Origin of the sequence: Bacillus sp. I-2, assembly GCF_001974945.1 — a bacterium.
Classification (GTDB): Bacteria; Bacillota; Bacilli; order Bacillales; family Bacillaceae; genus Bacillus; species Bacillus safensis.
This window is the reverse complement of the sequence record NZ_LZRW01000039.1, coordinates 1-384: the sequence shown is the minus strand read 5'-3', so window position 1 is coordinate 384 and position 384 is coordinate 1. Positions and strand designations below refer to the sequence as shown.

Genomic DNA, 384 nt, shown 5'->3' with positions numbered 1-384 from the left:
GGCGCTGGTATTACTGGACCAACAGGTCCTACTGGTGTGACGGGTATCACTGGGGCTACCGGACCTACTGGCGCAACGGGTAACACTGGAGATACCGGTCCTACTGGCGCAACCGGCAACACTGGAGATACCGGTCCTACTGGCGCAACCGGCATCATTGGAGATACTGGTGCGACGGGTATCACTGGTTCAACCGGACCTACGGGGGCAACGGGTATTACTGGTGCTACTGGCGCTACAGGTATCACTGGAGCTACTGGTCCTACTGGCGCCACGGGTATTACTGGAGCTACTGGTCCTACGGGTGCCACGGGTATTACTGGTGCTACTGGCGCTACAGGTATCACTGGAGCCTGTCTCTGATACAAATCTGACGCTGCCGAC

The 384-nt window shown here is 57.8% G+C and carries 1 protein-coding gene; it reads left to right on the top strand.

All coding sequences use genetic code 11. The features are described from left to right. A partial coding sequence (locus BAE31_RS20040; RefSeq protein ID WP_212667504.1) for a collagen-like domain-containing protein occupies window positions 1-363 on the top strand: 363 nt, incomplete at its 5' end. Window positions 364-384: the final 21 nt, after the last annotated feature.